The organism is Streptomyces sp. YIM 121038 (genome assembly GCF_006088715.1).
GTDB lineage: Bacteria > Actinomycetota > Actinomycetes > Streptomycetales > Streptomycetaceae > Streptomyces.
Genome location: NZ_CP030771.1, coordinates 3,802,240 through 3,827,148, shown reverse-complemented (window position 1 = coordinate 3,827,148; position 24,909 = coordinate 3,802,240). Strand labels below are relative to the sequence as shown.

Below are 24,909 nucleotides of genomic sequence, written 5' to 3'. Positions count from 1 at the left end.
CTTGCCTTCCTGGAAACAGCACAAACCGGGGTCCGCACCGTGACGGTACGGACCCCGGTGAGTGGATACGCGTCCGGCGATCAGGCGGGGACGATGTTCTCCGCCTGCGGGCCCTTCTGGCCCTGCGTCACGTCGAAGGAGACGCGCTGGCCCTCCTGGAGCTCACGGAAGCCCTGGGTGGCGATGTTCGAGTAGTGGGCGAAGACGTCGGGGCCGCCGCCGTCCTGCTCGATGAAGCCGAAGCCCTTTTCCGAGTTGAACCACTTCACGGTTCCCTGTGCCATGACATTCTCCTTGACTGTAGGCAGAGGCCCCATCCGGAGATGCCGGAAAAAACTAATGCGCCCGAGGAAACATTCCCGTCAGGCGCACATAGGTTCATGGGTACCACAACTGCAACGCTGAAACTCTAACACAGCCCGGCGGGCGCCGCCGGGTGACCGTTCTCTCACAGCTCGGCCGCGCCGGACCCCTTCAGGTCCCCCAGGTCGAAGGCCTCGCCCATGCGGCGGAAGCCCGCGTCGCTGGGGTGGAGGCTGTCGCCCGAGTCGTAGCGGCCGAGGAGCCTGCGGGGGTCGTACGGGTCGCGCAGGGCCTTGTCGAAGTCCACGAAGTCGTCGAAGACCCGCCCCGAGCGGATCTCGGCGTTGACGGACTGCCGCACCGCCTCCAGGGCGGGGGCGTAGCCCCGGTGGCCGCCGAAGGGCATGAGCGTGGCGCCGACGACGCGCAGGCCGCGGGTGTGGGCCTGGCGGGTCAGCTCCCGCAGCCCGTCGAGGATGCGCTGGGCATCGGTCTGCCGCGGGTTGCGCAGGATGTCGTTGATGCCGAGGGCGATGACGACGGCCTTGGCGCCGCTGCGGCCGAGGACGTCGCGGTCGAAGCGGGACAGGCCGCTGGGGTTGTTCGCGGGGGCGTCCGCGGAGCGGGCGGGGCGCCCGTCGGACAGGACGCGGTTGCCGCTGATGCCCTGGTTGACGACGCTGTAGCGCGGCGCGCCCGCCTCGTCGCGCAGCCGGTCCGCGAGCACGTCGGTCCAGCGGCGGTTGGCGCCCATGGTGGACGTGATGCCGTCGGTGATCGAGTCCCCGATGACGACGACCGTGCCGTCCGTGTCGCTGCTGAGGACGTCCACGGCGGAGACGTACCGCCAGTACGGGCTCTGCTCGTGGTACGCCGCCCCGGTCGCGTCCTCGGTCCGGTCGCCGTCGGCCACGTAGGAGATCTGGCGGGCGTGCGGGTGGTACGTCACCGGGCCCGAGGGCGTCGGCGAGTACGTGGTGACCAGCAGGTCCGCGTCGTGCGGGACGCGCAGGCGCGCCGCGTCGCTGATCACCTGGCGGCCGGGCGGGATGACGACGGACGTCTCGCCGCGGAAGGTGAGGCGGCGCAGCGTGTCGGCGGCCGCGGCCGGGCTGCCGGCCCCGGCGGCCACCGCGAGGGAGGCGTGCGTGACGGTCAGCGGCCGGCTGCCGTACAGGTTCGAGAGGGTGACGCGGGCGCCGTCGCCGCCCACGCTGGTGTGCACCACGTTGCGCACGGTGCGGCCCGCGAGGCCGTGCGCCCGCGTGCCGGGCTCGGCGCCCGCCGGGGACGCGGACCAGGTCCCGACCCAGGTGCCCGCGGAGGCGGGGGCCGCGGAGTTGCGCGGTGTGCGGGGGCCCGCGCCGGACGCGTCCCCGGTGTCGTCGGCGCCCGTGACGCCGAGGTATATGGCCGCCGATACGACCAGGGTGACCGCGAGCAAAGCGGCCAGCAGTGCATAACCGTGACGCTTGGTCATGCGGCCTTTTTCTCCTCGGGCAGGGGGAGCCCGAGGCTCCGGTGTGATGACCCCATGATGCGTCATGGGCCGCGAGGGAGCCGACGGTGCCCCCCTCCGCTCCTTCAGACGCCGGGAACTCATCGTCCGTTCCGGGAGTCGGTCTGAGGGGAACCCGGATGGGACCTGCTGGAAGGCACCCGGAAGGGACCTGAAGGGACAATGCGTACGACGAACTACGCGGGACGGGGCGCTGAGCATGAATCGCATCAAGGGTGAGGAACCGCTCGAAACGGGTTCCGGGGCTCGGCGGGGCGCCGCGGCCTCCACGGGCGGGCCGGACGCGGCGGGCCCGGTGGGCGCGCCGGACGCGCCGGACGCGGCGGACCCGGAAGATCTGGCGGGCACCCCTGGCTCCGGTGGCTCCGGCTTCACCTACAGCGCGGCCGACGAGGAGAAGCGGCGCGGCGTGCGCCGGATGAAGCTCACGGCGACGGGGCTCCTGCTGTTCGTCGCGGTCGTGTACGTCCTCGCGAAGTGGGCGCAGCACGAGGGCGCGGGCGCCTGGGCCGGGTACGTCGCGGCGGCGGCCGAGGCGGGCATGGTCGGCGCGCTCGCCGACTGGTTCGCGGTCACGGCCCTGTTCCGCCACCCGCTCGGCATCCCCATCCCGCACACCGCGATCATCCCCAAGAAGAAGGACCAGTTGGGCGCCTCGCTGGGTGACTTCGTGGGGGAGAACTTCCTCTCCCGGACGGTCGTACGCCAGCGGCTGCGGGCCGTGGGCATCGGCAGCCGCCTCGGTGCCTGGCTGGCCGAGCCGGAGCACGCCGACCGGGTGACGGCCGAGCTGGCCACGGCCCTGCGCGGCGCCCTGACCGTGCTGCGCGACTCGGACGTTCAGGCCGTCGTCGGCGAGGCCATCACGCGCCGCGCGGACGCGCAGGAGATCGCGCCCGGCATGGGGAAGATGCTGGAGAAGGTCGTCGCGGACGGCGGGCACCGGCGGTTCGTCGACCTGGTGTGCGTCCGCGCCCACGACTGGCTGGTCGTGCACGCGGACCAGGTCATGGACGCGGTGCAGGGCGGCGCCCCCGGCTGGACCCCCCGCTTCGTCGACAAGAAGGTCGGCGAGCGGGTCTACCGCGAGCTGCTCCGCTTCGTCACCGAGATGCGGGACATGCCCGAGCACCCCGCGCGCGGGGCCCTCGACCGCTTCCTCACCGACTTCGCCGCCGATCTGCAGTCCGACTCGGACACCCGGGCGCGCGTGGAGCACCTCAAGCGCGAGGTCCTCGCCCGCGGCGAGGTGCAGGACCTGATCGCCTCCGCCTGGTCGGCGGTCCGCCAGATGATCGTGGCCGCCGCCGAGGACGAGCGCAGCGAGCTGCGGCTCCGGGTGCGGGCGGCCCTCCTCTCGCTCGGCGCGCGCATGGCCGGTGACGCCCGCCTCCAGCAGAAGGTCGACGGCTGGGTCGAGGGCGCGGCGGTGTACGTCGTGACGACGTACCGCGACGAGATCACGTCGCTGATCACCGACACGGTCGCGGGCTGGGACGCGGACCACACCTCGAAGAAGATCGAGGCCCACATCGGCCGCGACCTCCAGTTCATCCGCATCAACGGCACGGTGGTGGGCTCACTGGCGGGCCTGGCGATCTACTCGGTTTCGCGGTTGTTCGTGGGGTGATGGCGGTGGGCTCCGGCGAGGCGCAGTGGCCTCCGGCGGGGCTCTGGTGGTCTCTGGCGGGCCCCGGTGGTCTCCGGTGGGCCCCCCGGTGGTCTCCGGCGGGTCTCCGGTGGCCTCCAGTGGTCTCTGGTGGAGTGGGCGTCAGGCGGCGGGGGGGGGAACTGTGCTCCCAAGCAAGGCAATTGAGTACGAGTACTCAGGCGGGCCCCACCACCCGCGCGCCATCGTCGTACACATGAACGCACTGAGCCCCTTGCGCGCCCGCCCCCTCCTTGAGCGGGGGATGGTCCGGCTGCTCGGCGCGGGCCTGGCGGCGGCCACGTATCTGCTCTTCCTGCCTTGGGACCTGCGCAACCGTGCCGAGTCGCCGGGCGACATCGACGAGACGTCCCCCGTCACGGACATGGGCATCACCGGCGTCGTCGTCACGGTCCTGGCCCTCGCGGCCTACTTCGGCTACCGGGATCGCCTGTACTGGGTCCTGCCGGTGGTGGCCGCGCCCCCGGCCGGCCTCCTCCTGGCGTCGTTCCTGACCCACGAGCCCCCGGACGCGTCGCTGTGGCCGCTGGCCTGGGTGGTGTTCGTGGCGGTCGGCGGGGGTGCGGTGCTCGCGGTGGCGGGGGTCGCGCGGCAGCTGCGGTCGCGAGCGGTCGGGCACCTCGGGAGCAGCGCGTAGGAGGCGATGCCGCGCTCTAGCGGCGCCGGTCCGCCACGACCCACGAGGCGAGCCCCACGGCACCCGCGACCCCGAACACGGCGGGCCAGGCCCCGACCTTCTTGGCGAGCGGATGCGACCCGGCGAAGGCCGCGACGTACGCCGCCCCGAGCCCGGCGGCGGCCCTGCCCCCGGCCCGCTCCTGCCACCCCTTGGCCGCGACGGCCCCGGCGACGGCGAGCACGACCCCACCGAGGGGCCGCTTCTTGGTGAACCGGGCGGTGGCGTACCCACCGACGAGCCCACTTGCCGCGACCGCTGCCGGGGGTACCTGGACCTTGGCCATGCCTGCGCCTCGCTTCCGGGAGGTTTCTGGATGGACCGGCGGATAGGGGCCGGTCTCTTGGCCTGAGCGTAACGGGCGGTGATTTCCCGGCGCGGTGGGCGCAGCGCTGGCGTGGCCGGAGGGAGGTTCGCCATGTCCATATATGGGGAGGGCGCCGCGGCGGGGCTGATCCTTGGAGCCGGGGGAGGCCGCCTGTGGGTGGAGATGCGCGACGAGAGCCGCGGCCCGCCGGCCCTGGGTGAGAAGTGCGTGGAATCGGAGCGTGGCCGCGGACTGCGTCTGATCGCTGCGATGAGCGAGGGAGTGGGGGACCGTGCCCGAGGCGGCTGGCAAGGCCATGTGGTGCTGAAGCCCCGACCGTCCCGTCCTGCCACCGTCGAGGACGTAGTCGATCGAGTTCCGGATCGCCTCGGTGTAGGCCTCGGCCGCAGGCTGGCCTTTTAGCCAGGAGGCGACGGCCTGAAGTCCGGCGTCGTCTCCTGGCGCTAGCAGTTTGTGTTCCCCCAGCTCTGTGTTGGTGCAGATCTCTCCGGGAGTCTGGAGGATGAGCCGTGCCATGCTGGATTCCGCTTTCGGTTTCTGTGGGTGCCCCTGCCGCTGACGAGGTCAGTTAACTGCTCGTCCACTGGGTTTTGTGGCAGTTGGCGTAGTCGCGCTCTGACCCGCACCAGCACTGCTCATCGTCCCGTGGTGGCCACTCCTCCGCCCGCCCCCTCGCCGCCAGTGTCGTCGCGTACTGGGGGAGGAGGGCCGGGTCCGACGGTGGGGTGCCCTCGGAGGCGGCGAAGGCTTCGTAGGAGGGGACCGTGCCGGTGACGATGCCGAGGTTGGGGGTGCCGGAGGCGGACAGCTCGCGCAGGGAGGCCTCTATCGTCGTCAAGTGGGCCTCGTGGGAGGGGTATTCGGCCGCAAGGCCGGGATACGCCGTCAGGAGCTCGGTGAGTTCCGTGGCGGGCCAGTGCAGGACCGCCACCGGGAAGGGGCGGGACAGGGCCTCCCGGTACGTGCCCAGTTCCGCCTGGAGGCGGGTGATCTCGGCGCGGATCTCCTCCGGGTTCTCCGAGCCGAGGGCCCAGATCCGCTTCGGGTCGTGGAGCTCGTCCAGGGGCACCGGCGTGCGGCCCGACGCCGCCGCGCGGGCCCGGTGGACGCGGTCCGCGCGCTCGTCCCAGTTGTCGTGCGGCGCGCCGAGCAGGCGCCGGACGCGGTGCCGGCCGTAGAGCAACGGGTGCGTGGCGTACGGCGGTTCGAGGTCGGGCGCGGGGAGCAGGAGGGCCAGCGCCTCCGAGAACGTGTCGTGCGCCTGGTCCAGCTCGTCGTGGGACTCCAGGGACTCCGCCACGATCACCCACGGGGCGGCGTCCGCCGGGCGCTGGCCGCGCACGCCGTCGATGATCGCCCTGGCCTCCGCCTCGTGGCCGTACTCCCAGAGGTTCGCCGCCTTGAGCGCGCGGATCAGGGTGGGGTTCTCCGGCGGGTGCGGTGCCGACGGGGACAGGAGCTGGTCGTAGAGCGTCGTCGCGCGGTCTCGGGCGTCGGCCAGCTCCAGATGGGCCGCCGCCTGGAGGAGGAGGTGTTCGGCGTCCTCCGGGTAGAGGCCCGCGGTGCGCTCCAGGCGCTCCGCTTCGGCGATGTGGTCGACGTGGTCGGCAGGCGTGTCGGGGCGCATGGGTGACACCGTACTGCCGTACCCCGGCCAGGGTGTATGGGCCTTGTCGCCGGTGTGGTCCGTTCCGTCCGCGGGGGCGTCGTCGCCTCGTCGGTGCGTCCCGTCGTCTCTTCGCTCCCATCGGGGGAGCGTGGTCGTCCTCGGTGCGTCGTTTCCCCTCGCTCCCGGTCGGGGCACCGCCCTCGTGGGGCTGGTCTCTTCGCGGCCGTGGCCCTATCTTGCGGGCCTGCCGAGTCGCCGGGAGGGGGGGCGGAGTGGTTCGCGTCGTCACGCACGGAGCCCCCGGGGAGCGCGGTTCCGTCCTCGCCCGCTCCCTCTGGTGCACCGCCGAGCTCCTCGTCACCCTCGGGCTCGTGCTGCTCCTGCTGGTCGTGCATCAGCTGTGGTGGACCAACCGGCAGGCCCGGGCCGGGGCGCGGGCCGCCGTCGAGCGGCTGGAGGAGGAGTGGGGCCACCGGGCCGTTCCCGATGCCGGGGACGGCGCCGTGCCCGGCGCCGTCCCCAAGGCCGCCCCCGACCCCGCCCCCGACGCCGAAGACGGCCCCGCCCCCGACGCCGAAGACGACCCCGCCCCCGACGCCGAAGGCGGGCCAGGCCCCGCCTCCCGCCCCCACGCCGCCTACGCCATCCTCCGCGTCCCCCGCCTCGGCCTGAGCGCCCCCGTCGCCGAAGGCATCGGCAAGCGAGCGGTGCTCGACAAGGGATACGTCGGCCACTACCCGCGCACCGCCCGGCCCGGCCGCGCCGGGAACTTCGCGCTCGCGGGGCACCGGAACACCCACGGCGAGCCGTTCCGGCACCTCGACCGGCTGCGGGCCGGGGACCGGATCACCGTGGAGACCCGCGCCGCCGTCTACACGTACGCCGTCGTCAGGACGCTGGCCCGGACCACCCCGTACGACAGCGGTGTCCTGAGGGCCGTGCCGCGCAGCGACGTGCGGCCGGGGTACGGCTTCCGCGAGCCGGGGTACTACCTCACGCTCACCACCTGCACCCCGGCCTACACCTCGACGTACCGGCTCGTCGTGTGGGGGAAGCTGCGTTCGATGGCGCCTCGGTAGGCTGACGCCCCGTGATCATTCGCCGTAAGGCGCAGTTCCTGCGCCGGCCGCAGCTGTGCTGGCTGCTCGTGCCCTTCGTGCTGTATCTGGGGGCGCTGCCCTTCGCCAACCGGGTCGATCCGGTGGTGCTCGGGCTGCCCTTCCTGTTCGTGTGGCTGCTCGGCGCCACGCTCCTGACACCGGTCGCGGTGTGGCTCACGTACCGGGCGGACCGGAAGCGCGGCCGGACGGGGCGGCGCCCGTGAACACCGCCGTCGCCACCTCCGTCTTCGGCGTCTTCATGGTCGGCACGGTCGCGCTCGGCCTCCTCGCGGTGCGGGGCCGCGGCGGGCAGGGCGGGCTCACCGAGTGGTCGGTGGGCGGGCGTTCGCTCGGGCCCGTGTTCATCTGGGTCCTGATGGCGGGCGAGGGGTACACGAGCTTCAGCTATCTCGGCGCCGCGGGCTGGGGGTACAACTACGGGGCGCCCGTGCTCTACGTCGTCGCCTACATGTCCTGCGGCTACGCGGTCGGGTACGTCGTCGGGCCGCTGCTGTGGGACTACGCGCGGCGGCACGGGCTCGTCAGCGTCAGCGACATGGTGGCGCACCGCTTCGGCAGGCCCTGGCTCGGCGCCGGGGTCGCCGTGCTCGCGACCGTGTTCCTGCTGCCGTACATCCAGTTGCAGATCACCGGGATGGGGGTCGTCGTCTCGACGATCTCGTACGGCGCGATCAGCCTGAACTGGGCCTATTTCATCGGGTTCGCCGTCACCACCGGGTTCGTGGTCGTGAGCGGTCTGCGCGGCAGCGCGTGGGTGTCCGTGCTCAAGGACGTGCTCGTCATCGGCACGCTCGCCTTCCTCGCCGTGTACGTACCCCTGCACTACTTCGACGGGTACGGGGACTTCCTCGACCGGGTGGTGAGCGAGAAGCGCGACTGGCTGACGCTGCCGGGGCACGGCGGCTCCCCGTACGGCGAGGCCTGGTTCGCCACCACGTCGTTCCTCAACGCGCTCACCGTCGTGATCTTCCCGACCACCGTCGCCGGGTACCTCGGCGCCCGCAGCGCCGACGCGCTGCGCCGCAACGCCATCTGGCTGCCCGCGTACAACGTGCTGCTGTTCGTGCCGATGCTGCTCGGCCTCGCGGCCCTGTTCGTGGTGCCGGGGCTGACCGGCGCCGGGTCGAACCTGGCCCTGTTCCAGCTGGTGGTGGACTCGCTGCCCGCGTGGGCCGTCGGCGTCATCGGGGTCGCCGCCGCGCTCTCGTCGATCGTGCCGATGGCGGTGTTCATGCTGGTCATCGGGACGATGTGGGGCAGCAGCGTGCTGTCCCTGCTGCCCCGGTGGCGGTCGCCCGCGCGGCAGAAGCTCGCCTCGCAGGGCGTCGTCGTGGCCGCGGGCGCGCTCGCGCTCGTCCTGACGTACGCGACGCCCAACACCCTCGTGCGCCTCTCGCTCATCTCGTACGAGGGGATGGCGCAGCTCGTGCCGATGCTGCTGCTCGGCCTGGTGTGGCGGCGGCTCACGCTCGCGGGGGCGGTGAGCGGGCTCGTCGTGGGCGTCGCGGTGGTGTGCGCCCTCGTCTTCACCGACCGCGATCCGGTGGCCGGAGTGAACGCCGGGATCGTCGCGCTCGGCGTCAACCTCCTGGTCGCGCTCGTGGTGTCGTACGCCGGTCCGCCGGACCGGGACCCCCGTCCGGACGGCGAGGTGCTCGCGCGGGACCCGGTCGACGACGGCCACGACGAGGTCAGCGCCGCCGCTCCCGCAGCGTCAGGACGGTGAGCGCGGCCAGGACGCCGAGGCCCGCCGACACCAGGAGGGCCACGTCGGCGCCGTGCGCGAGCGCGGCGGGCGACGAGCCCGAGGCGGTGGCCACGGCGATCATCAGGGCGACGCCCGCCGCGGAGCCCAGGTAGCGGGCGGTGTTGCCCGCGCCCGAGCCCATCGCGGCGCGCCCGGGCGGCACCGACTCGACGGCCAGCAGCGGCAGGGCGGCGTTCAGCAGGCCGCTGCCCGCCCCGGAGAGCAGCAGGCCGGGCAGCAGGCGCGGCCAGGAGCCCGCGGCGGCCGCGCCCAGCATGGTCACGGCGGCGACGGCGTGCAGCAGGAACCCGGCGGCGAGCTGCGCCCGCGCGGGGACCCGGCCCGCGAGCCGCCGGGCCTGGAGGGCGACCAGGAAGCCGGTCCCGGCCCAGAGCATGAATAGCCAGCCGGTGCCCGTCGCGGACAGGCCCATGGTGCGCTGGAGGACCGTCGGCAGATAGCTGAACAGGGCGATCACCGAGAGGCCGGTGAAGAGCCCGCCCGCCGACGAGGCGAGGAACAGCGGGCGGCGCAGCAGGCCGAGGTCCAGCATCGGTGTCGCCGCACGGCGTTCCACGTACGTGAACGCGGTGAGCAGCACGGCGGCGGTGAGCAGCAGGGCGCCGACGGGCAGCCGCAGCCAGCCGTCGCGGCCCAGGGTGAGCGCGGCGAGCAGGGCGACGAGCGCCAGGCCGAAGGTCAGGGCGCCCGCGAGGTCGGGGCGGCCCGCGCGCGGGGCCCGGGACTCGGTCAGGGCGCGCGGGCCGAGGGTGCCGACGGCGAGGGTGGCCACGGCCATGACGGCGTACGGCAGGCGCCAGTCGGTGAGCGTGGCGAGGGCGCCCGAGACGACCGGCGAGAGGGCTATGCCGCCGCTGACGAACGCGCCCCAGACGCCGGTCGCCCGGATCCGCCCGGGCCCCGCCGGGTAGGCCTGCGCGATCAGGCCGAGGCTGGCCGCGAGGACGGCGGCGCTGGCCGCGCCCTGGACCACGCGGGCCAGGGTGAACATCCAGGTCGAGGTGGCGAGGGCGCCCAGCGCCGTGGTGACGCCGAGCGCGTACGTCCCGTACAGGAAGATCCGGCGCCGGCCGTAGTCGTCGGCGAGGCTGCCCGCGACGAGGAGCAGGGCCGCGAGCCCGAGCGGGGTGCCGTTCAGGAGCCAGGCCTGTGCGGACAGGGAGGTGCCGAGGGCCGCGGCGGTGTCGGAGAGCGTGACCATCGGGGCCGTGTACGTCATCAGGGCCATGAAGGTCGCGGCGCTGGTCAGGGCGAGGGTCCGGGCGGGGGACGCCGTGCGGACGGGGGCGGCGGCGGGGGTCGCGGTGGCCGCCGCGGTGGCTGTGCGTGGCATGGGTCAGTGCCCTTCGGGAGGTGCGTGGTGGGGCGCACGCGTCGACGGGTCATTCAGGTTCATTCATTGAACCTGCGATGCGTGACGACCGTAGCAGGGATCAGTTCAATGAATGAACCTCGGGTCGGCAAAAGGACTACAGTGGGGGCCATGGCTCTCGGCAAGGACTACGCGGCGCAGGAGTGCTCCATCGCCCGCGCCCTGGAGGTCGTCGGTGAGCGCTGGACGCTGCTCGTCGTGCGCGACGCGCTCTACGGCGTCCGCCGCTACAACGACTTCCTCGTCCACCTCGGCATCCCGCGCGCGGTCCTCGCCGCCCGGCTCCAGACGCTCACCGAGGCGGGCGTCCTGGAGAAGCGGCCGTGCGCGGGGGCGCCCCGGCGGCACGAGTACGTGGTGACCGAGCGGGGCCGCGCCCTCTGGCCGACGCTGCGCGCGCTGAGCGCGTGGGGCCGCGAGTCCCTCGCGGGCGCCGAGCCGCTGCGCTACTTCCGGCACGCGCCGTGCGGTACGGAACTGGGGCCGTCGGGGGAGTGCCCGGCCTGCGGGCTGCTCGTGCCGGTCGACGACGTGGAGATGCTGCCCGGCCCCGGACTCGATCCGGAACCAAGCGATCCGGTCAGCCGGGTGCTGCTGGCCCCCCGGCGTCTGCTTCAGCCCGTCGTCACGGATCCTGTATAAACAGCAGCAGACACATACGTACGCACAGGGGTTCGGGGAGGAGGGCAGCCTTGATCAAGGAACTGGTCAGGCGCTGGGGCGGAGCCCTGCGGCCCGCCGTCCTGCTGTTCGTCCTGCTCGTCGAGACCGCCCTCGCCGACACCGGCAGCCTCGTGGGCGCCGTCGCGGTCGCCGCGACCGCCGCCGCGGGCTCCGCGCTCGCCCTGTGCTCCCTGCTCGCCGCGCGCTCCGCGCCCGCCGTGCCGCGCACCCGCGTGCGCACCGCCATCCGCGACCGCGAACGGCGCACCGCCTTCCTGCCCCAGCGCGACCCCGACGCCCGGGGCCGCACGCGCCCGCGAGCGCCCGGCCGTCCCCTCCTGACGGCCGCGTAGGGGACCCCGGCTCCACCTCCCGGAACCTCCCGGAGCCTGCGAAGCTCCCGGAACCTCCGGAGCACATGGAACCTCCCGGAGCTCCCGGAGCTCCCGGAGCTCCCGGAGCTCCCGGAGTTCTCGGAGTTCCCGGAATTCTCCGACCCCGCGCGGATCGTCCTGCCGACACGCACACGCACCTCACCCCGGCACGACGAGACCCCCGGAGGGCTCACCCATGTCTTTCATCGCCGACCTGGTCGCGCGCCTCGCCGACCTGCTCGAACCGCTCTTCCACGGCTCCGCCATGGCCGCGGCCATCGTCCTGGTCACCGCCTGCGTACGCCTCCTGATCCACCCGCTGTCCCGGGCCGCGGCCCGCGGCCAGAAGGCGCGCGCCAAGCTCAACCCGCAGATCGCCGAGCTCCGCAAGAAGCACGGCAAGAACCCGGAGAAGCTCCAGAAGGCGGTCCTTGAACTGCACCGCAAGGAGCAGGTCTCCCCGCTCGCGGGCTGTCTGCCCGGCCTCTTCCAGCTGCCCGCGTTCTTCCTGCTCTACCACCTGTTCTCCAACTCGACGATCGGCGGCGAGGCCAACGAGCTGCTCGGCCACGAACTGCTCGCGGCCCCGCTCGGCGGGCGCTGGGCCGACGCCCTCGGCGACGGCGGCGTGTTCGGGGCGGCCGGACTCGTCTACCTCGCCCTGTTCGCGCTCGTCGCGGCCGTCGCGACCTTCAACTTCCGGCGCACGAAGCGGCAGCTGGCCGGGGCGCCGCTGCCGGGCGGTGCCTCCGGCGGCGGGCAGGCGCCCGGCGCGGAGGCCATGGCGGCGATGTCGAAGTTCATGCCGTTCCTGTCCTTCTTCACGCTGGTGACGGTCGCCGTCGTGCCGCTGGCCGCCGCGCTGTACGTCGTCACCAGCTCGACGTGGGCCGCCGTGGAGCGCGCGGTCCTGTACCGCGACATGCCGCAGGGCGCCGCCGGGGCCGCGGCCCCGGCGATGTGACCCCCGGACCTCGTAGACGGTCCAGTACGTGAACGGGGTCTTGCGGGCCGGACGGTGAGCTTGGAGGATCGACCGAACCTCCGGTGGTGCCGCACCTCCATCCCCAAGTTCTCGGCTTCGCTCGAACAGGGGAGGCCCCACTCCGGGTCAGGCTCGACCAAGGGGAGACAGAGATGAAGCTGCTGCGAGTCGGTACGGCGGGCGCCGAGCGTCCGGCGCTGCTCGACGCCGGGGGCACCCTGCGCGATCTGTCCGGCGTCGTCACCGACATCGACGGCGCGCTGCTCGCCGACGACGCCGCGCTCGCCCGCGTGCGCGCCGCCGCCGACGCCGGTGACCTGCCCGTGCTCGACGCGGCCGGGCTGCGCGTCGGGCCGCCGCTCGCGCGGATCGGCAAGGTCGTCTGCATCGGGCTCAACTACCACGACCACGCCGTCGAGGCGGGCGCCGAGCCGCCCGCCGAGCCCGTCGTCTTCCTGAAGGCGGCGGACACGGTGGTCGGGCCGGACGACACGGTGCTCGTGCCGCGCGGCTCGGTGAAGACGGACTGGGAGGTCGAGCTGGCGATCGTCATCGGGCGGACCGCGCGCTACCTGGACTCGTACGAGGAGGCGCTCGCGCACGTCGCGGGCTACGCGGTGGCGCACGACGTGTCCGAGCGCGAGTTCCAGATCGAGCGCGGCGGGACCTGGGACAAGGGCAAGAACTGCGAGACCTTCAACCCGCTCGGGCCGTGGCTCGTGACGGCGGACGAGGTGCCGGACCCGCAGGCCCTGTCCCTGCGGCTGTGGGTCAACGGCGAGCTGATGCAGGACGGCACGACGGCCCAGCAGATCTTCCCGGTGGCGGAGGTGGTCCGCTACGTCAGCCGGTTCATGACGCTGTACCCGGGCGACGTGATCAATACCGGGACGCCCGCCGGGGTCGCCCTCGGCCGCCCCGAGCCCAAGCCCTATCTGCGGGCGGGGGACGTGGTGGAGCTGGAGATCGACGGGCTCGGGCGGCAGCGGCAGGAGCTCAAGGACGCCTGACGCCTGACGCCGGGGAGGCCGCGGCGACCCCTCGATGCCCCCGCACGGGCCGCCGCTGGTCGGCCTAATGGGGGCCGTGCTGAGCGTGTCTCCCGCCCTTGATGTCCGTAATACGCATATTTCCAGGTATGCGAAGAAAAAGCTCAGCATATCTAGCGGTGGCTGTCGCGGTCGCGGCGGCCACGGTCGTCGGCGGCCTGGCCGGGCAGGGCGTCGCCGACCCCCTGCCCGGCGGCCTCGGCCCCTGCCTGGGCGATGCCTGTCCGGGCACGTACCCCGAGGTCAACAACGGACCCGTGGCGGGCCGCGACGAGAACGTCAACGTCTTCGTCGGTGAGGACATGCTCGTCCGCGAGGCGGCGGCGGAGGCCGAGGGCAAGGTCGTCGTGCTCGGCGACTTCGACATGAACAAGCGGGCCGGGGCCTCGCAGATCTACAACGTGGGCGTCGCCGGTGTCGGCTCGCGCGTGCCGCCGCCCAACGGCTCGGACTTCCTCACCACGGGCGGCGACCTGACCGTCGCCACGGGCCAGCGGCTGCTCGCCGAGGAGGGCAGCGTCTCCGGCCGCGTCGTGTACGAGGGCACGGCCAGCGGCACGGTGGCCCCGCCCGCGGTGCAGGAGGCCGGGGCGGCCGACAAGTACGCGACGCTGCCCGCCCAGCTCACGCAGGCGAGCCAGTGCTACGCGTACGACCAGGGCTCGCCCCGCACGGCCACCGGCACGGCCGTCAACAACGGCAGCGAGACGACCTTCACCGGTGACGGCACGTCCGCGATCCAAGTCTTCAACGTGGACTTCGACCTGGTCAGCCGCACCGGGGGCGACCAGGGCATCGTGTTCGCGAACATTCCCGCCGACGCCACGGTCCTCGTCAACCTCACCGGTGACGTGCGCACCATCCGCACCTATATGGGCACGCTGCCCGGCGGCCTGCGCGAGCGGCTGCTCTGGAACTTCCCGGACGCGTCCAACGTGCAGTTCGGGGGCAGCGGCCAGTTCCAGGGGAGCGTGCTCGTCGGGTCGCCGGGCAGCATGACGACGGTGACGCTGCCGGGCATGAACGGGCGCTTCTTCACGGCGGGCTCGATGACCCACACCTCGGGGGCGGGCGGCGGGCAGGAGTTCCACGCCTATCCGTTCAACGGCGACCTGCCGACGTGCACCACGCCGTCTCCGTCGCCTTCGCCGTCGGAGAGCGAGAGCCCGTCGCCTTCGCCTTCGCCGTCCGACAGTGAGAGCCCTTCGCCGTCGCCGTCCCCGTCGGACAGTGACGGTCCGTCTCCGTCGCCTTCGCCGTCGGACAGCGATGGCCCTTCGCCGTCGCCGTCTCCCTCGGACAGTGACGGTCCGTCTCCGTCGCCTTCGCCGTCGGACAGTGACGGCCCTTCGCCGTCGCCGTCGCCGTCCGACAGTGACGGTCCGTCGCCTTCGCCGTCGGACAGCGATGGTCCGTCTCCGTCGCCGTCTCCCTCGGACAGCGATGGTCCGTCTCCGTCGCCTTCGCCGTCGGACAGTGACGGCCCTTCGCCGTCGCCGTCTCCCTCGGACAGCGACGGCCCGTCGCCGTCGCCGTCCGACAGTGACGGGCCCTCGCCGTCTCCCTCGGACAGTGACGGGCCGTCCCCGTCCCCGTCGGACAGTGACGGGCCCTCGCCGTCTCCCTCGGACAGTGACGGGCCGTCCCCGTCCCCGTCGGACTCGCCCACGCAGCCGACCCCGCAGCCGACGAAGAGCCCCGACGAGATGGCGCACACCGGTGCCTCGTCCGGGGAGCTGGCCCTGGTGGGCGGGATCGCCGCCGCGCTGCTCGCGGCGGGTGTCACGGTCGTGGTGACGGTACGCCGCCGCCGCGCCGGAGAGTTCGAGTGACGGACCCTCACCCGGGCGTCAGGACGCGGTGAACCGCTCCAGGGCCTCCACCACCAGGGCGTGATCCGCGACCTGGGGGAGACCTGAGACGGTCACCACGCCGACGACGCCCACGCCCTCGACCCCGATCGGGAACGCGCCCCCATGGGCCGCGTACCGGTCGGGGTCGAGGCGCGAGGAGTCCTCGAACGTCGTGCCCTTGGCCCGGAACCGGCTGCCCACCAGGTACGACGAGCAGCCGTACCGCTCGACGACGCGGCGCTTGCGGTCGATCCAGGCGTCGTTGTCCGGCGCGGAGCCGGGCAGCGCCGCGTGGAAGAGCTGCTGGCCGCCGCGCCGGATGTCGATCGCCACGGGCGCCCCGCGCTCGCGCGCGAGCTCCACCAGGAGGCAGCCGAGCGCCCAGGCGTCCTCGTGGGTGAAGCGGGGCAGCGTCAGCCGGCGCTCCTGCTCCTCGATCTCCTCGACGGAGGGGGCCTTCGGGCCGGTCGGCACCGCCGTCACAGCGTCACCGCCACGCCCTCGCGGGCCGAGCTGCGCGCGGCCTCCAGGACGTCGAGGGCCGCGGCGGCCTCGTGCGCGGTGACCGGGTTGTCGCCCTCGCCGCGCAGGGCCGCGGCCACGGCGGCGTAGTACGCGGGGTAGTCGCCCGGCAGCGTGGGTTCGGGGCGGCCGCCGCCGGTCAGCGGGGACTCGCCGGAGCCGACCCGGCCCCACATGCACTCGGGCTCCGCGCCCCACGGCCCGTCGGTGTCGTCGCCGGGGCGCCTGCCCTCGCGCAGGGCGGCCTCCTGGGGGTCGAGGCCGTACTTCACATAGCCCGCGGCCGAGCCGAGGACGCGGAAGCGCGGGCCGAGCTGGGCCGCGGTCGCGCTCACGTACAGGTGCGAGCGGACGCCGCCGGTGTGGGTGATCGCGACGAAGGTGTCGTCGTCGGCCCGTGCGCCCGGGCGGCGGACGTCCGCCTCCGCGTACACGCGCGCCGCCGGGCCGAAGAGCACCAGGGCCTGGTCGACGACGTGGCTCCCCAGGTCGTACAGGAGCCCGCCGATCTCCTCGGGGTCGCCGGACTCGCGCCAGCCGCCCTTGGGCTGCGGGCGCCAGCGCTCGAAGCGGGACTCGAAGCGCCAGACGTCGCCCAGCTCGCCGGCCGCGAGCAGCTTGCGCAGCGTACGGAAGTCGTTGTCCCAGCGGCGGTTCTGGAAGACGGACAGGAGCAGGCCGCGCTCGTCGGCGAGGGCGGCGAGGCCCCGGGCGTCGGCGGCGGTGCCCGCGAGCGGCTTGTCCACGACGACCGGCAGGCCCGCCTTGAGCGCCGCGGTCGCGAGCGGTACGTGCGTCTTGTTCGGCGACGCGATCACGACGAGGTCGAGCTCGTCGGCGCGGTCCAGAAGCTCGTCCGCGGACGCGGCGGTCCGGCTGCCGTACGCCGTGGTCGCCTCGGCCTGCCGCTCGGGGTTCGACGTGACGACCGTGTCGAGCGCGAGGCCGTCGGTGGCGGCGATCAGCGGGGCGTGGAAGACGGAGCCCGCGAGGCCGTACCCGATGAGGCCGACGCGGAGGTCGTTCTTGCCTTCAGTCATGACCTCCACTTTGGCAACGCTGTTGCCAAAGTGCAAGCGGCGGCGACAATGGAGGGGTGAACAGGGCTGACTCCGGTACGACCGGGCCGACGGGGGCGAATCTGCGGGCGCTGCGCGGGCACAACGCGGCGGTCGTGCTCGAACTGCTGCGGGGCGCCGGGGGCGAGGGCGTCAGCCGTCCGGAGCTGGCGGCGCGGGCGGGGCTCACGCCGCAGGCCGTCAGCAAGATCGTCGCGCGCCTCCGGGGCGAGGGCCTCGTCGCCGACGCGGGGCGGCGGGCCTCCACCGGGGGGAAGCCCGCGACGGCGCTGCGGCTCGTGCCGGAGGCGGGGGGCGCGGTGGGGGTGCATCTGGAGCGGGACGCGCTGGTCGCCGTCCTGGTGGATCTGGCCGGGGCGGTGGTGGCCGAGCGGCGGGTGGGGGTGGACTTCTCGGCGGGGGTCTCGGCCGTGGTGGATCTGGTCGCTCGGGAGGTGCGGGGGCTGGTCGACGGGGCTTCGGCCGAGGGCGGTGGCGCGGTGCCGGGCGCCGCGGGGACACGAGTGGGCTCGCCGTCCGTCGTGCTCGGTGTGGGGGTGGCGCTGCCCGGCCCCCTCGACCACGTCCGCGGCGTGCTGCACCGGGTCACCGGGTTTCCCGGGTGGGACGGGTATCCCCTGCGGGAGGTGCTCGCGGAGCGGCTCGGTCTCGCCGTGGTGGTGGACAAGGACACGAACGCCGCCGCGCTGGGGATCGCCCTGGCCGGGGGCGCGGAGTCGTTCGCGTATCTGCACCTGGGGACGGGGCTCGGCGCGGGCCTCGTGCTCGGGGGCGGTCTCTACCGGGGCGCGCGCACCGGGGCGGGGGAGTTCGGGCACCAGGTGGTGCTGCTCGACGGGCCCCTGTGCGAGTGCGGTGACCGGGGGTGCCTGGAGGCGCTGTGCCTCGCGGCCGTGGCGCGGGGCGACCTCGGCGGGGCGGCCCGGCTGCTCGGCGTCGGCGCGGGCAATCTGGTCTCGCTCCTCGACATCGACCTCGTGCTGCTCGGCGGGCGGACCGTGGCGGGGGCCGAGGACGTGTTCGTACGGGGGGTCGGCGAGGCCGTGGCCGCGCGTTCCCGGCGTGAGGGCGCCCGCGCGCGCGTGGGCGTCGCGAGCGCGCCGGGCGGCGAGCGCGGTGTGGCGGAGGGCGCGGCGCAGCTGGTGCTCGCCCCGCTGTTCGGCCGGGCGGACGTGGCCCTGCCCGCGCGCCGGACCGGCTGAGGCGCGGTGGGATCGGCTGTTCGAGGGGAATTCCGGGGGCGGTCGGCCGCAAGGAGTGGCGACGGCGGGGCGGGGGCGCGCGGCCGTGGCAGGGTCGGCCACGGCCTGTTGCCTCCCGGCGGGGCAACAGGGCACGTCCCGGCGTGAGTTCGACGCGCCCCGCCCGCCCGTGCTCAGCAAAGGTCCCGCATGCGACTCCGCTGCCGCCTGGCCGCAGGCGTCACCGCCGTGGCCGCCGCCCTGGTGCCCGCCGCGGCCGAGGCCGCCGCCCCGCGCCCCGCGCACCGGGCCGCCTGCTCCGCTCCGGCCTCCGCCGACTTCCCCGTCCGCGCCCGCATGGGGAAGGGCCCGGACGTCTACTACGCGGGTGGCGGCTTCGGGCGCTGGTCCCTCAGGCTCGTGAACACCACGGGCGGCAGCTGCGAGCACATCCACCCCGTCGTCGTACTCGTGGACCGGAAGGGGAGGCTGCGGCCGGGGCAGGCACAGCTGGAGTTCCGCGCCGGGGGCCGCTGGCGGGCGGTCGCGTTCGAGGGGGCGGGGCGGGGGGAGAACGTCGGGGTCCTGGACGACGGGGCCGGCGGGTTCACCGTTCGGCCCGGCGAGCCGGTGAGCGTGCCGGTGCGGCTCGCGTTCACCTCCGACGCCGGGTCGGACCGCGTCGTGGCGAGCGCCGCCGTCGTGCAGCGGCGGGGCGGGGACGGCGACTGGGTGGGGGAGTCCGACGACTATCCGTTCCGGGTGGTGGGCGACGGCGGCGCCCTCCCGTCACCCGCCGAACTCGCGAGAACCGGCCCGAGCGCCCTCCTCGGCCTGAGCGCCACCGCCGCCGCCCTCCTCCTCACCGGCACGGCCTTGATGGCAGCCTCCCGCCGCCACCGGCCAAGAGCCCGCTGACCGCGAGCAGAGGCTTTCGAGGGGCCAGCGCCCCCGAAGGGGCGCGGGGAACGGCGCGCCCAGCCACGACGCTCCCGCAGACGGCGAACGGCTGAGGGGGGCGCCCCGCCTGGCGCACGGGGGCTTTCGGGGCAACGCCCCGAAGGGGGCGCGGGGAACGGCGCGCCCAGCCCCAACGAACCCGCAGACGGCCAACACCCCACGGTGGCAACCCCCGGGCGGAGCCCACGGGCCCAGGGGCCAGCCCGGAGCGGGGCCGGGGGGCCAGCCCCGGAGCCGGGCCGGGGGCCAGCCCCAGCAGGGGCCCCGGGGCTGGCCCCGGCCGTTCAGCCTGGCCGCACGGCCGTTCGTGCGACGATCCCCCCGTGGACCACCAGGACAACCCCATCGCCGCCCCGCCCGCCCACCTGCCCGGCGGGCCGGTTCGCTCGGGCATTCCCGAGCACGGCCGTATCCCCAAGTACTACGCGGTCAAGGCACGGATCGCGGAGCTGATCGAGGAGTTGGGCGTGGGGCGGGCGCTGCCCACGGAGCGGGACCTCGCGGAGCGGTACGAGGTGGCGCGCGAGACCGTGCGGCAGGCGCTGCGCGAGCTGCTGCTCGAGGGCAGGCTGCGCCGGCAGGGCCGCGGCACGGTCGTCGCGGGGCCCAAGCTGGAGCAGCCGCTGTCCCTCGCCAGCTACACCGAGGGCGTGCGCCGCCAGGGCCGCACCCCGGGCCGTACCCTCATCTCCCTCGACCGCTTCCCCTGCCCGGCCGCCCTCGCCGCCGACATCGGGGCCGCGGCGGACGAACCGGTCTGGCACATGGAGCGCGTGCTGCTCGCCGACGACGAGCGGGTCGGCCTGGAGAGCACGTACGTCGCGGTGGCACGGGTGCCGCGGCTCGACGCGGACTTCGACCCCGACTCGTCCTTCTACGCGTATCTGCGCGACGAGCTCGGCATCGCGTTCGGGGACGCCGACGAGCGCATCGAGACGGTGCTCGCGACGCCGCGCGAGGCGCTGCTCGTCGGGACGCCGCCCGCGCTGCCGATGCTGCTCCTGCACCGGCTGTCGCGGGACACGGAGGGCGGCCCGCTGGAGCGGGTGCGGACCCTGTACCGGGGGGACCGCTTCTCGTTCACGACGCACCTCGGCTGACCCCGCGACGCAATCGGGTCCAACTATCCCTTTCCGGGCCGTAGTTGGGCCCGATTGATTACGGAACGATAACGGGTCTAGTCCAAACTTGCTCGGCAGTTCACCCTTTGGTTGCCGCCCGGCCCTCGCCGGGCCACCCGCCGAAAGGAACGTTGCCGTCGTGAGAGTCATCGTCGTAGGAGCAGGCGTGGTCGGCACCATGCACGCCTGGCACGCAGTGGAGCGCGGCCACGAGGTCGTACAGATCGAGCGCGAGAGCGAGGCCCGGGGGGCGTCCCTGCGCAACTTCGGGCAGATATGGGTGAGCGGCCGCGCGGGCGGCGAGGAGCTGGAGACGGCCCTGCGCGCCCGCGAGCTGTGGGAGGGGATCGGCGCCCGCGTCCCGGGTATCGGCTTCCGTGCCAACGGCTCGCTGACCCTGGTGCGCACCGAGCGGGAGCGCGCCGTCGCCGAGGCCGCGCTCGCCCGCCCCGACGCCGCCGCCCGCGGCTACAAGCTGTTCGCCCCCGACGAGGCCCGCGCCCTCAACCCGGCGCTGCGCGGCGACTTCGCCGCCGCCCTGTGGTGCGAGCGGGACGCCGCCGTCGAGCCGCGCACCGCGCAGCTGCGCCTGCGCGAGGAGCTCCTGAAGTCCCCGCGCTACACCTTCCTGCCCGGCCGCGAGGTCCGCGACGTGGTCGGCCCCGCCGCCGTGCGCGACGACCACGGCGACGTGCACACCGGCGACGCCGTCGTCCTGTGCACCGGCGCCTGGCTCGGCGGCCTCGTCCGCGAGCTGGCCCCCGACCTGCCGGTGCGCCGGGTGCGCCTGCAGATGATGCAGACCGACCCGCTGGGCGAGCCGCTCACCACGTCCGTCGCCGACGCCGACAGCTTCCGCTACTACCCGGCGTACCGCTCCCCGGAGCTCGACGCCCTCAACGCGGGGCAGGAGCAGCCCCCGACGGCCGCCGCGCACAAGATGCAGCTCCTCATGGTGCAGCGCGCCGACGGCGGCCTGACCATCGGCGACACCCACGAGTACGAGCACCCCTTCGCCTTCGACACCGTCGAGGACCCCTACGACCACCTCACCGAGGTCGTCGAGGGCTTCCTCGGGCGCCCCCTCCCCAAGGTCCGGCGGCGCTGGGCGGGGGTGTACGCGCAGTGCGTCGACACCAGCAGGGTCGTGCACCGCGAGCGCGTGGGCGACGGGGTGTGGCTGGTCACCGGGCCCGGCGGGCGCGGCATGACCTGCTCGCCCGCGATCGCCGAGCAGACCGCCGACGAACTGGGATGGTGAGGGAATTGACCACGCACATCAAGCTGGCCGTACTCGACATGGCCGGGACCACCGTCGCCGACGGCGGCCTGGTCGAGCGGGCCTTCGCGGCGGCCGCGGGGGAGCTGGGCGTCGAGCCCGGCTCCGCCGACCACGCGGCGAAGCTCGACTACGTCCGCGCCACCATGGGCGAGTCCAAGATCTCCGTCTTCCGGCACCTGTTCGGCGCCGAGGACCTGGCCCAGCGGGCCAACACGGCCTTCGAGAAGGCGTACGGGGAGCTGGTCGACGGCGGTCTCGTCGCGCCCGTCGACGGGGCCCGCGAAGCCATCGAGGAGCTCAGGGCCGACGGTCTCACCGTGGTCCTCACCACGGGCTTCGCCCGTGTCACCCAGGACGCGATCCTCGGTGCCCTCGGCTGGCGGGACCTGGTGGAGCTCACCCTGTGCCCCGCCGACGCGGGCGGGCGCGGGCGCCCCTACCCGGACATGGTGCTCGCCGCGTTCCTGCGCACCGGCGCCGCCGACTCGGTGCGCGAGGTGGCCGTCGCCGGGGACACCGCGTACGACATGCGCAGCGGCACCCGCGCCGGGGCCGGGATCGTCGCGGGCGTCCGCACCGGCGCCCACGGCGAGGCGGCCCTGCGGGACGCCGGGGCCACGCACGTGCTGCCCTCGGTCGTGGAACTGCCCGCCCTGATCCGGGACTTCGGGTCATGAGCAGCGGCATACGGTTCGACTCGGTGTCGGTCGCGTACGGCGGCAACGTCGTCCTCGACTCGCTCGACCTGACCGTCGAGCCCGGCGAGGTCATGGCGCTGCTCGGGCCCTCCGGGTCCGGCAAGACCACCGCCCTCCGGGCCGTCGCCGGGTTCGTGACACCGGCCGCCGGGCGGGTGTTCATCGGCGACCGCGACGTGACGGGCCTGCCGCCGCACCGGCGCGGCATCGGCATGGTCGTCCAGCAGTACGCGCTCTTCCCGCACCTGCGGGTCGAGGAGAACGTGGCGTTCGGCCTCCGGGCGCAGAAGGCCCCCAAGGCGGAGATCCCGGCGCGCGTCGCCGAGGCCCTGGAGATGGTCGGGATGGCCGCGTACGCCCGGCGGTACCCGCGCGAGCTGTCCGGCGGCCAGCAGCAGCGCGTCGCCATCGCCCGGGCCCTCGCCATCCGGCCCGGGGTGCTCCTCCTCGACGAGCCGCTGTCCGCGCTCGACGCGCAGCTGCGCTCCGGCATGCTCGCCGAACTCGCCCGGCTGCACCGGGAGCTGCCGGACGTCTCCATCCTGTACGTCACCCACGACCAGGTCGAGGCGCTCACCCTCGCCGACCGGATCGCCGTCATGGACCGGGCCCGGCTGCGGGACGTGGGCACGCCGCAGGAGCTGTACCGGCGCCCGCGCACGGAGTTCACGGCCTCCTTCGTGGGCAACGCGAACCTCCTGCCGGTGTCGGTGGGCGAGGGCGCGGTGTCCCTCGGCGCGGCCGAGGTGAAGGTCGCCACGGACGGCGTCGCGGCCGGAGCCACGGCCACGCTGTGCGTGCGGCCGCACCTGCTGGGCCTCGGGCCCGGGCCCAACGCGCTGACCGGCAGCGTCACGGAGGTGCAGTGGCGGGGGTCCACGCACCGGCTGTACGTCGACGTGGACGGGCACGCGGTGAAGGCCGACGTGCGCGAGCTGCGGGTGCCCCCGGGGCTGGGGGAGCGGGTCACGCTGCACTTCGCACCCGAGGACGCGGTGCTGCTTGCCGCAGGGGTTTGCGATGGGTGACGTCAGCTCGGGCCTCGTGAACGGCGGGGCGGCACCTAAGGCTGTGCCCACCCCTCCCCAAGCTCTCGGCTCCGCTCGAGCAGGGGATGCCCCACTCGCCCCGCGGAACGATTGCCCACAGCGGGTACGCCGAGTGCCCTCGTTCGTCTGGGTGTTGCCCCCCATCGCCCTGCTCGGGGCCGTCTTCCTCTATCCGCTCGGCCTCGTCGTGCAGCAGTCCGTGCGGCCGGACAGTGGGGGTACGTCCCTCCAGCCGTATGCCGATGTGTTCGCCTCGGAGTCCTTCCGGGACGCGCTCGGGACCACCGTGTGGCTGGCCGTGGGGGCGACCGTCGGATGTCTGGTGCTCGGGTTCGTGCTCGCGCTCGTCATCGCCTTCGTGCCGTTCCCCGGCGGGAAGGCCGTCGCCAAGTTCATCGACGTCTTCCTGTCCTTCCCGTCCTTCCTCATCACCCTCGCGCTCCTCTTCATCTACGGCACCAAGGGCATGGCCAACGGGCTGTGGACGGACGCGACCGGGAGCGGCGGCGACGGGCCCTTCCAGTTCCTGACCACGCCGTGGGGCGTGCTGCTCGCCGAGATCACGTACTTCACGCCGTTCGTGATGCGGCCGCTGCTCGCCGCCTTCTCGCAGCTCGACACCGCGCAGCTGGAGGTGGCCTCCAGCCTCGGCGCACGGCCCGCGCGGATCGTGCGGAAGGTGATCCTGCCGGAGGCGCTGCCCGCGCTCGCGGCGGGCGGCAGCCTCGTCCTGGTGATGTGCCTGAACGAGTTCGGGATCGTCCTGTTCACCGGGGCCAAGGGCGTCACGACCCTGCCGACGCTCGTCTACGGCAAGGCGATGCTCGAATCCGACTACCCGGCGGCCTGCGTCGTCGCCGTCGTCAACATCGCGATCTCCGTGGGCCTCTACGGCCTGTACCGGGTGGTGAGCCGTCGTGCTGGTGCATAGCCGCAAGGGCAAGTGGACGATGTGGGCGGTGTTCGCCGTCCTCTTCCTGCCGGTGTTCGCGCTGCCGCTCGCCGTCATCGTCATGGCCTCGTTCGCGGGCCACTGGTCGGGGGCGTTCCCGTCCGCGTTCACCACCGAGCACTACACGGCGGCGACCCGGGGCGAGTCCCTGGAGGCCCTCACCACCAGTCTGCTCACCGCGCTCGGCGCGAGCACCGCCGCGCTCGCCGCGGGCACCTGGGCGGCCCTCGCGGCGGCCCGGCTGCGCAAGCCCGGCAAGCGGGCCGTCGACGCGCTGTTCATGCTGCCCGTCGCCGTGCCGTCCGTCGTCGTCGGGCTCGCCGTGCTCGTCGCCTTCAGCAAGCCGCCGGTGATCCTCAACGGCACGTCCACGATCGTCGTCCTCGCGCACGCGATCCTCGTCACGGCGTTCGCCTACCAGTCGGTCTCGGCCGCCCTCGTGCGCCTCGACCCGGTGTACGAGCAGGCCGCGGCGTCCCTGGGCGCCCGGCCCGCGTACGTCCTGTGGCGGGTCAAGCTGCCGCTGCTCCTGCCGTCCCTGACGGCCGCCGCGGGCCTGTGCTTCGCCCTGTCCATGGGCGAGCTCAGCGCCACGATGATGCTCTACCCGCCGGACTGGACGCCCCTGCCCGTACGGATCTACGCGGCCACCGACCGGGGCGCCGCCTTCACCGGGGCGGCCCTCGCCGTGGTCCTCATGGGTGCCACCCTGATCGTCCTCTTCGCGGTGTCCCGCATCCGCACCCGCGCCTCCTACCGCTGACCCGCCCTACCCC

The 24,909-nt window shown here is 74.0% G+C and carries 25 protein-coding genes; 18 read left to right on the top strand and 7 right to left on the bottom strand.

Annotated features, from left to right (window positions below):
- Positions 1 to 80 precede the first annotated feature (80 nt).
- The gene (locus tag C9F11_RS15980; RefSeq protein ID WP_007502648.1) at positions 81 to 284 is read right to left on the bottom strand and encodes a cold-shock protein; all 204 of its coding nucleotides are present in this window, start codon (positions 282 to 284) and stop codon (positions 81 to 83) included.
- 164 nt (positions 285 to 448) lie between these two features.
- Positions 449 to 1,783 carry an SGNH/GDSL hydrolase family protein gene (locus C9F11_RS15975; protein WP_138959930.1) on the bottom strand — a complete coding sequence of 445 codons (1,335 nt, stop codon included), beginning with the start codon at positions 1,781 to 1,783 and terminating at the stop codon, positions 449 to 451.
- Between the two features lie 238 nt (positions 1,784 to 2,021).
- On the opposite strand from C9F11_RS15975, the gene C9F11_RS15970 reads away from it, so the two are divergent.
- Entirely contained in the window at positions 2,022 to 3,452 is a 1,431-nt protein-coding gene (locus C9F11_RS15970) for a DUF445 domain-containing protein (RefSeq protein ID WP_138959929.1), read from the top strand.
- A gap of 235 nt (positions 3,453 to 3,687) precedes the next feature.
- Positions 3,688 to 4,128 carry a hypothetical protein gene (locus C9F11_RS15965; RefSeq protein WP_138959928.1) on the top strand — a complete coding sequence of 147 codons (441 nt, stop codon included), beginning with the start codon at positions 3,688 to 3,690 and terminating at the stop codon, positions 4,126 to 4,128.
- Between the two features lie 16 nt (positions 4,129 to 4,144).
- Here the strand turns inward: C9F11_RS15965 and C9F11_RS15960 are convergent, their stop codons facing one another.
- Positions 4,145 to 4,453: a hypothetical protein gene (locus C9F11_RS15960; RefSeq protein ID WP_138959927.1), complete on the bottom strand. Its 309-nt coding sequence runs from the start codon at positions 4,451 to 4,453 to the stop codon at positions 4,145 to 4,147.
- 610 nt (positions 4,454 to 5,063) lie between these two features.
- Positions 5,064 to 6,122, bottom strand: a complete 1,059-nt coding sequence (locus C9F11_RS15955) for an SEC-C metal-binding domain-containing protein (RefSeq protein WP_138959926.1) — start codon at positions 6,120 to 6,122, stop codon at positions 5,064 to 5,066.
- Between the two features lie 254 nt (positions 6,123 to 6,376).
- On the opposite strand from C9F11_RS15955, the gene C9F11_RS15950 reads away from it, so the two are divergent.
- From C9F11_RS15950 to C9F11_RS15940, 3 genes are read left to right on the top strand one after another with little or no spacing between them, the layout of a single operon-like run.
- Positions 6,377 to 7,183: a class E sortase gene (locus C9F11_RS15950; protein WP_138959925.1), complete on the top strand. Its 807-nt coding sequence runs from the start codon at positions 6,377 to 6,379 to the stop codon at positions 7,181 to 7,183.
- 11 nt (positions 7,184 to 7,194) lie between these two features.
- The gene (locus C9F11_RS15945; protein WP_249401756.1) at positions 7,195 to 7,428 is read left to right on the top strand and encodes a DUF3311 domain-containing protein; all 234 of its coding nucleotides are present in this window, start codon (positions 7,195 to 7,197) and stop codon (positions 7,426 to 7,428) included.
- Complete coding sequence (locus C9F11_RS15940; protein ID WP_138959924.1) at positions 7,425 to 8,951, top strand: sodium:solute symporter family protein; 1,527 nt, start codon at positions 7,425 to 7,427, stop codon at positions 8,949 to 8,951. The genes C9F11_RS15945 and C9F11_RS15940 overlap by 4 nt, the downstream gene beginning before the upstream one ends.
- On the opposite strand, the gene C9F11_RS15935 is transcribed toward C9F11_RS15940, so the two are convergent.
- Positions 8,917 to 10,326: an MFS transporter gene (locus tag C9F11_RS15935; protein ID WP_138959923.1), complete on the bottom strand. Its 1,410-nt coding sequence runs from the start codon at positions 10,324 to 10,326 to the stop codon at positions 8,917 to 8,919. The two genes, C9F11_RS15940 and C9F11_RS15935, sit on opposite strands and share 35 nt — an antisense overlap.
- Positions 10,327 to 10,476: 150 nt before the next feature.
- On the opposite strand from C9F11_RS15935, the gene C9F11_RS15930 reads away from it, so the two are divergent.
- The 5 genes from C9F11_RS15930 to C9F11_RS15910 all read left to right on the top strand — a co-directional run bounded on the left by C9F11_RS15930 (position 10,477) and on the right by C9F11_RS15910 (position 15,268).
- Positions 10,477 to 11,007 (top strand): helix-turn-helix domain-containing protein, encoded by a 531-nt coding sequence (locus C9F11_RS15930; protein WP_138959922.1) that lies wholly within the window; start codon positions 10,477 to 10,479, stop codon positions 11,005 to 11,007.
- Between the two features lie 50 nt (positions 11,008 to 11,057).
- Positions 11,058 to 11,381, top strand: a complete 324-nt coding sequence (locus C9F11_RS15925; RefSeq protein ID WP_138959921.1) for a DUF6412 domain-containing protein — start codon at positions 11,058 to 11,060, stop codon at positions 11,379 to 11,381.
- Between the two features lie 217 nt (positions 11,382 to 11,598).
- The gene (yidC, locus tag C9F11_RS15920) at positions 11,599 to 12,366 is read left to right on the top strand and encodes a membrane protein insertase YidC (RefSeq protein WP_138959920.1); all 768 of its coding nucleotides are present in this window, start codon (positions 11,599 to 11,601) and stop codon (positions 12,364 to 12,366) included.
- Between the two features lie 173 nt (positions 12,367 to 12,539).
- Complete coding sequence (locus tag C9F11_RS15915; protein WP_138959919.1) at positions 12,540 to 13,397, top strand: fumarylacetoacetate hydrolase family protein; 858 nt, start codon at positions 12,540 to 12,542, stop codon at positions 13,395 to 13,397.
- A 158-nt stretch (positions 13,398 to 13,555) separates the two neighbouring features.
- On the top strand, positions 13,556 to 15,268 hold the full coding sequence (locus C9F11_RS15910) for a choice-of-anchor A family protein (protein ID WP_249401755.1): 1,713 nt from the start codon (positions 13,556 to 13,558) through the stop codon (positions 15,266 to 15,268).
- An 18-nt stretch (positions 15,269 to 15,286) separates the two neighbouring features.
- On the opposite strand, the gene C9F11_RS15905 is transcribed toward C9F11_RS15910, so the two are convergent.
- Both C9F11_RS15905 and C9F11_RS15900 read right to left on the bottom strand, forming a co-directional pair.
- Positions 15,287 to 15,763: a heme-degrading domain-containing protein gene (locus tag C9F11_RS15905; RefSeq protein WP_138966550.1), complete on the bottom strand. Its 477-nt coding sequence runs from the start codon at positions 15,761 to 15,763 to the stop codon at positions 15,287 to 15,289.
- Between the two features lie 5 nt (positions 15,764 to 15,768).
- Positions 15,769 to 16,851: a Gfo/Idh/MocA family oxidoreductase gene (locus tag C9F11_RS15900; RefSeq protein WP_138959917.1), complete on the bottom strand. Its 1,083-nt coding sequence runs from the start codon at positions 16,849 to 16,851 to the stop codon at positions 15,769 to 15,771.
- Positions 16,852 to 16,907: 56 nt separating this feature from the next.
- On the opposite strand from C9F11_RS15900, the gene C9F11_RS15895 reads away from it, so the two are divergent.
- From C9F11_RS15895 to C9F11_RS15860, 8 genes are all read left to right on the top strand, one after another.
- The gene (locus C9F11_RS15895) at positions 16,908 to 18,092 is read left to right on the top strand and encodes an ROK family transcriptional regulator (protein WP_138959916.1); all 1,185 of its coding nucleotides are present in this window, start codon (positions 16,908 to 16,910) and stop codon (positions 18,090 to 18,092) included.
- A gap of 189 nt (positions 18,093 to 18,281) precedes the next feature.
- Positions 18,282 to 18,989 (top strand): hypothetical protein, encoded by a 708-nt coding sequence (locus tag C9F11_RS47385; RefSeq protein WP_171075745.1) that lies wholly within the window; start codon positions 18,282 to 18,284, stop codon positions 18,987 to 18,989.
- A 365-nt stretch (positions 18,990 to 19,354) separates the two neighbouring features.
- The gene (locus C9F11_RS15885; RefSeq protein WP_249401754.1) at positions 19,355 to 20,131 is read left to right on the top strand and encodes a GntR family transcriptional regulator; all 777 of its coding nucleotides are present in this window, start codon (positions 19,355 to 19,357) and stop codon (positions 20,129 to 20,131) included.
- Between the two features lie 160 nt (positions 20,132 to 20,291).
- Complete coding sequence (locus tag C9F11_RS15880) at positions 20,292 to 21,413, top strand: TIGR03364 family FAD-dependent oxidoreductase (protein WP_138959915.1); 1,122 nt, start codon at positions 20,292 to 20,294, stop codon at positions 21,411 to 21,413.
- Positions 21,407 to 22,111 (top strand): phosphonatase-like hydrolase, encoded by a 705-nt coding sequence (locus C9F11_RS15875; protein ID WP_138959914.1) that lies wholly within the window; start codon positions 21,407 to 21,409, stop codon positions 22,109 to 22,111. The genes C9F11_RS15880 and C9F11_RS15875 overlap by 7 nt, the downstream gene beginning before the upstream one ends.
- Positions 22,108 to 23,160: an ABC transporter ATP-binding protein gene (locus tag C9F11_RS15870; protein ID WP_138959913.1), complete on the top strand. Its 1,053-nt coding sequence runs from the start codon at positions 22,108 to 22,110 to the stop codon at positions 23,158 to 23,160. The genes C9F11_RS15875 and C9F11_RS15870 overlap by 4 nt, the downstream gene beginning before the upstream one ends.
- A gap of 133 nt (positions 23,161 to 23,293) precedes the next feature.
- The gene (locus C9F11_RS15865; RefSeq protein ID WP_249401753.1) at positions 23,294 to 24,112 is read left to right on the top strand and encodes a 2-aminoethylphosphonate ABC transporter permease subunit; all 819 of its coding nucleotides are present in this window, start codon (positions 23,294 to 23,296) and stop codon (positions 24,110 to 24,112) included.
- Complete coding sequence (locus C9F11_RS15860; protein ID WP_138959911.1) at positions 24,099 to 24,896, top strand: ABC transporter permease subunit; 798 nt, start codon at positions 24,099 to 24,101, stop codon at positions 24,894 to 24,896. Before C9F11_RS15865 ends, C9F11_RS15860 begins: the two co-directional genes overlap by 14 nt.
- Positions 24,897 to 24,909 lie beyond the last annotated feature (13 nt).